The 4,384-nt window shown below is 56.1% G+C and carries 6 protein-coding genes; 2 read left to right on the top strand and 4 right to left on the bottom strand.

Going from position 1 to position 4,384, the window contains the following annotated elements; translation table 11 throughout:
• The coding region (locus K5905_RS28440) for a TIGR02302 family protein (protein ID WP_297590699.1) at positions 1-1,391 on the top strand (1,391 nt) is incomplete at its 5' end.
• A 99-nt stretch (positions 1,392-1,490) separates the two neighbouring features.
• On the opposite strand, the gene K5905_RS28435 is transcribed toward K5905_RS28440, so the two are convergent.
• From K5905_RS28435 to K5905_RS28420, 4 genes are read right to left on the bottom strand one after another with little or no spacing between them, the layout of a single operon-like run.
• Entirely contained in the window at positions 1,491-1,886 is a 396-nt protein-coding gene (locus K5905_RS28435) for a response regulator (RefSeq protein WP_297590696.1), read from the bottom strand.
• 2 nt (positions 1,887-1,888) lie between these two features.
• Positions 1,889-2,452, bottom strand: a complete 564-nt coding sequence (gene hpt / locus K5905_RS28430) for a hypoxanthine phosphoribosyltransferase (RefSeq protein WP_297590693.1) — start codon at positions 2,450-2,452, stop codon at positions 1,889-1,891.
• Between the two features lie 2 nt (positions 2,453-2,454).
• Complete coding sequence (locus tag K5905_RS28425; protein ID WP_297590691.1) at positions 2,455-2,928, bottom strand: hypothetical protein; 474 nt, start codon at positions 2,926-2,928, stop codon at positions 2,455-2,457.
• Entirely contained in the window at positions 2,880-3,425 is a 546-nt protein-coding gene (locus K5905_RS28420) for a zinc-ribbon domain-containing protein (RefSeq protein WP_297590688.1), read from the bottom strand. Before K5905_RS28420 ends, K5905_RS28425 begins: the two co-directional genes overlap by 49 nt.
• Before the next feature lie 209 nt (positions 3,426-3,634).
• Here K5905_RS28420 and ftsE point away from each other — a divergent pair, with 209 nt between their 5' ends.
• Positions 3,635-4,294, top strand: coding sequence for a cell division ATP-binding protein FtsE (gene ftsE, locus K5905_RS28415; protein ID WP_297590686.1), 660 nt, complete (start codon positions 3,635-3,637; stop codon positions 4,292-4,294).
• Positions 4,295-4,384 lie beyond the last annotated feature (90 nt).

Here is a 4,384-nt window from a genome sequence, read left to right as displayed (position 1 = left end):
CCGCCGAAACAATTCGCGATCTGACTTCGCACCCCTGGGCGGGGTCGGAAGTCGATCTGACATTGATGGCGCGGGATCAGGCCGGTCAGGAGGGGCTTTCTCCGGCTTATCGCATTACGTTGCCACAGCGCCGCTTCGGCAAACCTCTTGCCCGAGCGGTCGTTGAACAGCGGCGCGACCTTGCGCTTGATGCGCATAATCATGCTCAAGTCATCACGGCGATGGATGCCTTGATGCTTGCCCCGGAGTTGTTTGATTTCAAACCTCGCAACTATCTCGGCATGCGCTTTGCCTATGGTCAGCTGATCAAAGCGCAGTCAGATGAAGATCTGAAGGCGATGCTGCCGCTTCTTTGGGACCTGGCGCTCTCGATCGAAGATGGCGACCTGTCTGCAGCGGAACGGAAACTGCGCGATGCGCAGGAAGCCTTGCGCAAGGCTCTTGAAGAAGGTGCCAGTGACGAGGAAATTGCCAAGCTGACGCAGGAGTTGCGTGAAGCGCTGAACGAATACATGCAGGCGCTTGCCGAACAGATGCGACAGAACCCCCAGGCCATGCAGCCGTTTGACGGAAATCAGCAGACGCTCAGCCAGCAGGACCTGAGCGAAATGCTGGACCGTATCGAAGAACTGGCGCGGACGGGTTCGCGGGATGCGGCACGTGAACTGTTGGCGCAAATGCAGCAGATGCTGGAAAACCTGCAGGCCGGCCGCCCGCAGATGATGCCCAACAGCATGAACAGCGAAATGATGGAAATGCTCAACCAGCTGGGTGAAATGATCCAGCGGCAGCAGCAGCTAATGGACGATACTCACCAGTTCAATCAGGATGAGCAGGAGCAGCGACGCGGTCAGCAGCAACAAGGCCAGCAGCAGCAACAGGGACAGGGTCAGCAGTTGACCCAGGAACAGCTGGAGCAGATGCTTGAACAATTGCAGCAGGGCCAGGGAGATCTGGCGCAACAGTTGCAGCAGCTCATGGATCAGCTGGGTCAGAACGGCATGGGCCAGAACGAGGCCCTGGGCGAAGCCGGTGAATCGATGGGGCAGGCCCAGCAGTCACTTGGGCAGGGCCAGGGGGATCAGGCTCTGGGGCAACAGGGAAATGCGCTGGATGCCCTCAGACGCGGTGCGCAGGGCCTTACCGAGCAGATGATGGGTCAGGGACAGGGGCCCGGTTCACCGACCGGTCCTTCTCCGATGGATGAAGACCCTCTGGGCCGTCCCCGCCGGACAGAAGGTCCGGATTTCAACAACCGGGTCCAGATACCCGATGAGATCGATGTTCAGCGGGCGCGCCGGATCCTGGAAGAACTGCGCCGCCGGTTCTCCGACCCCTCCCGGCCGCAACTGGAACTGGACTATCTGGAGCGGCTGCTCAAACGATATTGAGCCGGCTTGACCTGACAGCGAAAAGACAAAACCCCGCCGATGGCGGGGTTTTTTGTGTCAACAAGAGCATGTCACAGCGGTCGATTACCGCTGGAGATCCTATGCGTAACGGCGCGTTTCTTCAGGAAGTTCGCCTGCAATCGCATTGCGGACCGCCCGTCGGATGTCGGCAAGAGAAAATGGTTTGGTGACAACATCGTGCACGAGGGCATCCAGCCCGTTTGCGCGTTCGCGTTGATCGGCAAAACCGGTCATCAACAGGATCGGAAGCTCCGGATAGTCCCGTGCGGTGTGAAGCGCCAGGGCGATGCCGTCCATGACAGGCATCTTGATGTCCGAAAGCAGAAGATCGTAACTGCCCCGTTCCCGGGTCAGGTTCTCGACGGCTTCACCGCCATCTTCCGCCACTTCCACAGAATGCCCGTCAAGCTCAAGAGCGCGCTTTACGAAGCTCCGTACCGCTTCATCGTCTTCAGTGAGAAGAATGCGAGCCATGCTCACTCTCCTGTTTTGTCGTCTGCCGCTGTCTCTTCAGAGGGAACGACGTATCCAATAAAGGGCAACTGCCGCCAAGCATGACCCATATCCATACCATATCCGACGACAAACTTATCAGGACAGGCAAATCCGACATAATCGGCAGATATGGCAGCTTTGCGGCGCTCCGGTTTATCCAGAAGCGCTGCAACTTTAACGGAACGAGCACCTCTTTTATTCAACCGCTCGCGCGCGAATGCGAGCGTGCGGCCGGATTCCAGAATATCATCCACTAAAATTATATCGCGGTCGTTAACGTCACTTTCAACATCCCGCAAAACACGGATATTGTCCGAGCCTTGCGTGCCTGCACCGTAGGAAGACAAGTGAATGAACTCCATTTCCGGCTCCAGACCGGATCTGTGCATGGCCCGGACAAGATCAGCTGCAAAGATAAAGCTGCCCTTGAGAACAGCGACCACGAGCAGTTTTTGTGGCTTTCCCTCTGCAATTTCGTCTGCAAGCGCGGACACTCTTAGTGCAATGGCGTCTTCATCAAACAGAGTGTGGATATTTACTGTCATGGTCACTCGAGAACTATTTGGCGTTTGCCGCGGTCGACAAATCGAACCTGGATGTCGGATGCGGTTTCGGGCGGATCGGCTAAGATCGTTCTAAACCGGGTTTCGTCAAGCCCGTTTAACGACTTTTTGCGTGGCTCTACAGTCCAAGCGTAAATTTCCTGCAAATCCGAGTTGCGAATTGATAACCGGACGGCGGGAACCGCGTTGTTTTCTCCTTGAAGGTTTCGGATCGACCCTTCAACAACGAGAACACGCTTACCATCCTCGATCTCCGTGAAAGTTCTGAGATCGCGGAATTCAAGGCCGCGTAGATTGACATCGAAGCCGATCATCTGGAACAGGCTTGCAAGGTCGGGAGACTGTTTGACGATGTCATCCCGCATGATGACGAATGAAATGCAGGCAGCCGCCGCGGCTCCGAAAAGCGCTATGCCGCCGATCCTCCGGAAGTTGCGCCGGAACAACCAGTTGAGCATTGCACCGACATGATTGCGCTGTCGGGATTGACCACGATTTTCGGCCGCTTGGCCCGCGATTCAATATCCTCGCTGGGGGTTTCGTCCTCGTCGTCATCCTCGTCGGCAAGGTCCGCCGCATACTTGTCTTCATCTGTGCTTGCCCGAGAGGTCGCAGGTGGCGGTGTGAAGTCGGCAATGTCGTCCTCATCCCCGGCATTATCCGGTTCATCGGGCGCTTCGTCGGGGTCACCAGACTCATTGTCGGCATCCGCAACCCAATCGGCTTCATCTTTTTCAGCGTCAGCCGGGCCCGATTTTTTGTCCTCAGAGGCTTCGGTTCCGCCGTTGTCATCGCCAGCGGGCTTGAAATCGACGACGCCCTCGTCTTCCTGTTCATTGGGAGAGACAAACCAACGGTTGCCGCATTTGGCGCATTTGACGCTTCGCCCTTCCGGGCCAACCGCCTCTGCCTTGATTTCGTAGGACGTACTGCAGTCCGGACATTTGATCTTCATGTGCCAAGACCCTTTGCCATGGCAAGCATTAGAGGTTCTCTTACATAACCCGTGGGATCGAAATCCGGCAGAAAATTTTGGACAATGGCCCGCAAATCCAACGCCAATTTCATCTCGTCTATAGATCCAGGTCCCAATGGACATTTATATGATTAATGCACCGTTAACGGGCTGGCTATAGCGTCGGCCCATCAACAGGAGTCAAATTTGTGATCCGCTTTGAAAATGTCGGATTGAGATACGGAATGGGGCCGGAGATCCTTCAGGATCTGTCGTTCCAGATCGAGCCGCAATCTTTCCAGTTCCTGACGGGCCCGTCGGGTGCCGGCAAGACAAGTCTCATCAGGCTTCTGTTCATGTCGCTGCGGCCGACCCGTGGATTGATCAAGGTTTTCAACCGGGACCTGAGCATCATCGACAAACAGGAACTGCCGAAGCTTCGCCGCAAGATCGGCGTCGTGTTTCAGGATTTCCGGCTGCTGGATCACCTGACAACCTACGAGAATGTCGCGTTGCCGCTGCGGGTTGTCGGCAAGGAAGAGTCCGAATACCGGTCCGATGTGATCGATCTTCTGAAATGGGTAGGTCTTGGCGACAGAATGCATGTTCTGCCGCCTGTTCTCTCCGGCGGTGAAAAACAGCGCGCAGCGATCGCAAGAGCTTTGATCACCCGCCCGGAAATATTGCTTGCGGACGAACCCACAGGAAACGTGGACCCGCCTCTTGCCCGCCGCCTGTTGCGTCTTTTTATTGAATTAAACAAACTTGGCACTTCCGTTGTCATCGCAACGCACGATATTGCTTTGCTGGAACAGGTGGATGCCCGGCGCATGGTCTTGGCAGACGGACGCCTGTCGATATTTGATTAGGCGGTAGAATGGCTCGGCCCGACGAACAAAGCGACAAGCGCACTTCTGCTGCTGACGTGAAACCGCCCAGGCGATTGAAACGTCTGAAGC

The sequence above is a fragment of the Roseibium sp. genome (genome assembly GCF_025698965.1).
Taxonomy (GTDB): Bacteria; Pseudomonadota; Alphaproteobacteria; order Rhizobiales; family Stappiaceae; genus Roseibium.
Note: the sequence above shows the minus strand (reverse complement) of the source record. Positions and strands in the feature narration are given on the sequence as shown.

What these genes read in the sequence shown, in the direction of transcription:
- hpt (WP_297590693.1), bottom strand. Translation starts at nt 2,452, where the DNA reads ATGACAGTAAATATCCACACTCTGTTTGATGAAGACGCCATTGCACTA.
- K5905_RS28435 (WP_297590696.1), bottom strand. Translation starts at nt 1,886, where the DNA reads ATGGCTCGCATTCTTCTCACTGAAGACGATGAAGCGGTACGGAGCTTC.
- K5905_RS28420 (WP_297590688.1), bottom strand. Translation starts at nt 3,425, where the DNA reads ATGAAGATCAAATGTCCGGACTGCAGTACGTCCTACGAAATCAAGGCA.
- K5905_RS28425 (WP_297590691.1), bottom strand. Translation starts at nt 2,928, where the DNA reads ATGCTCAACTGGTTGTTCCGGCGCAACTTCCGGAGGATCGGCGGCATA.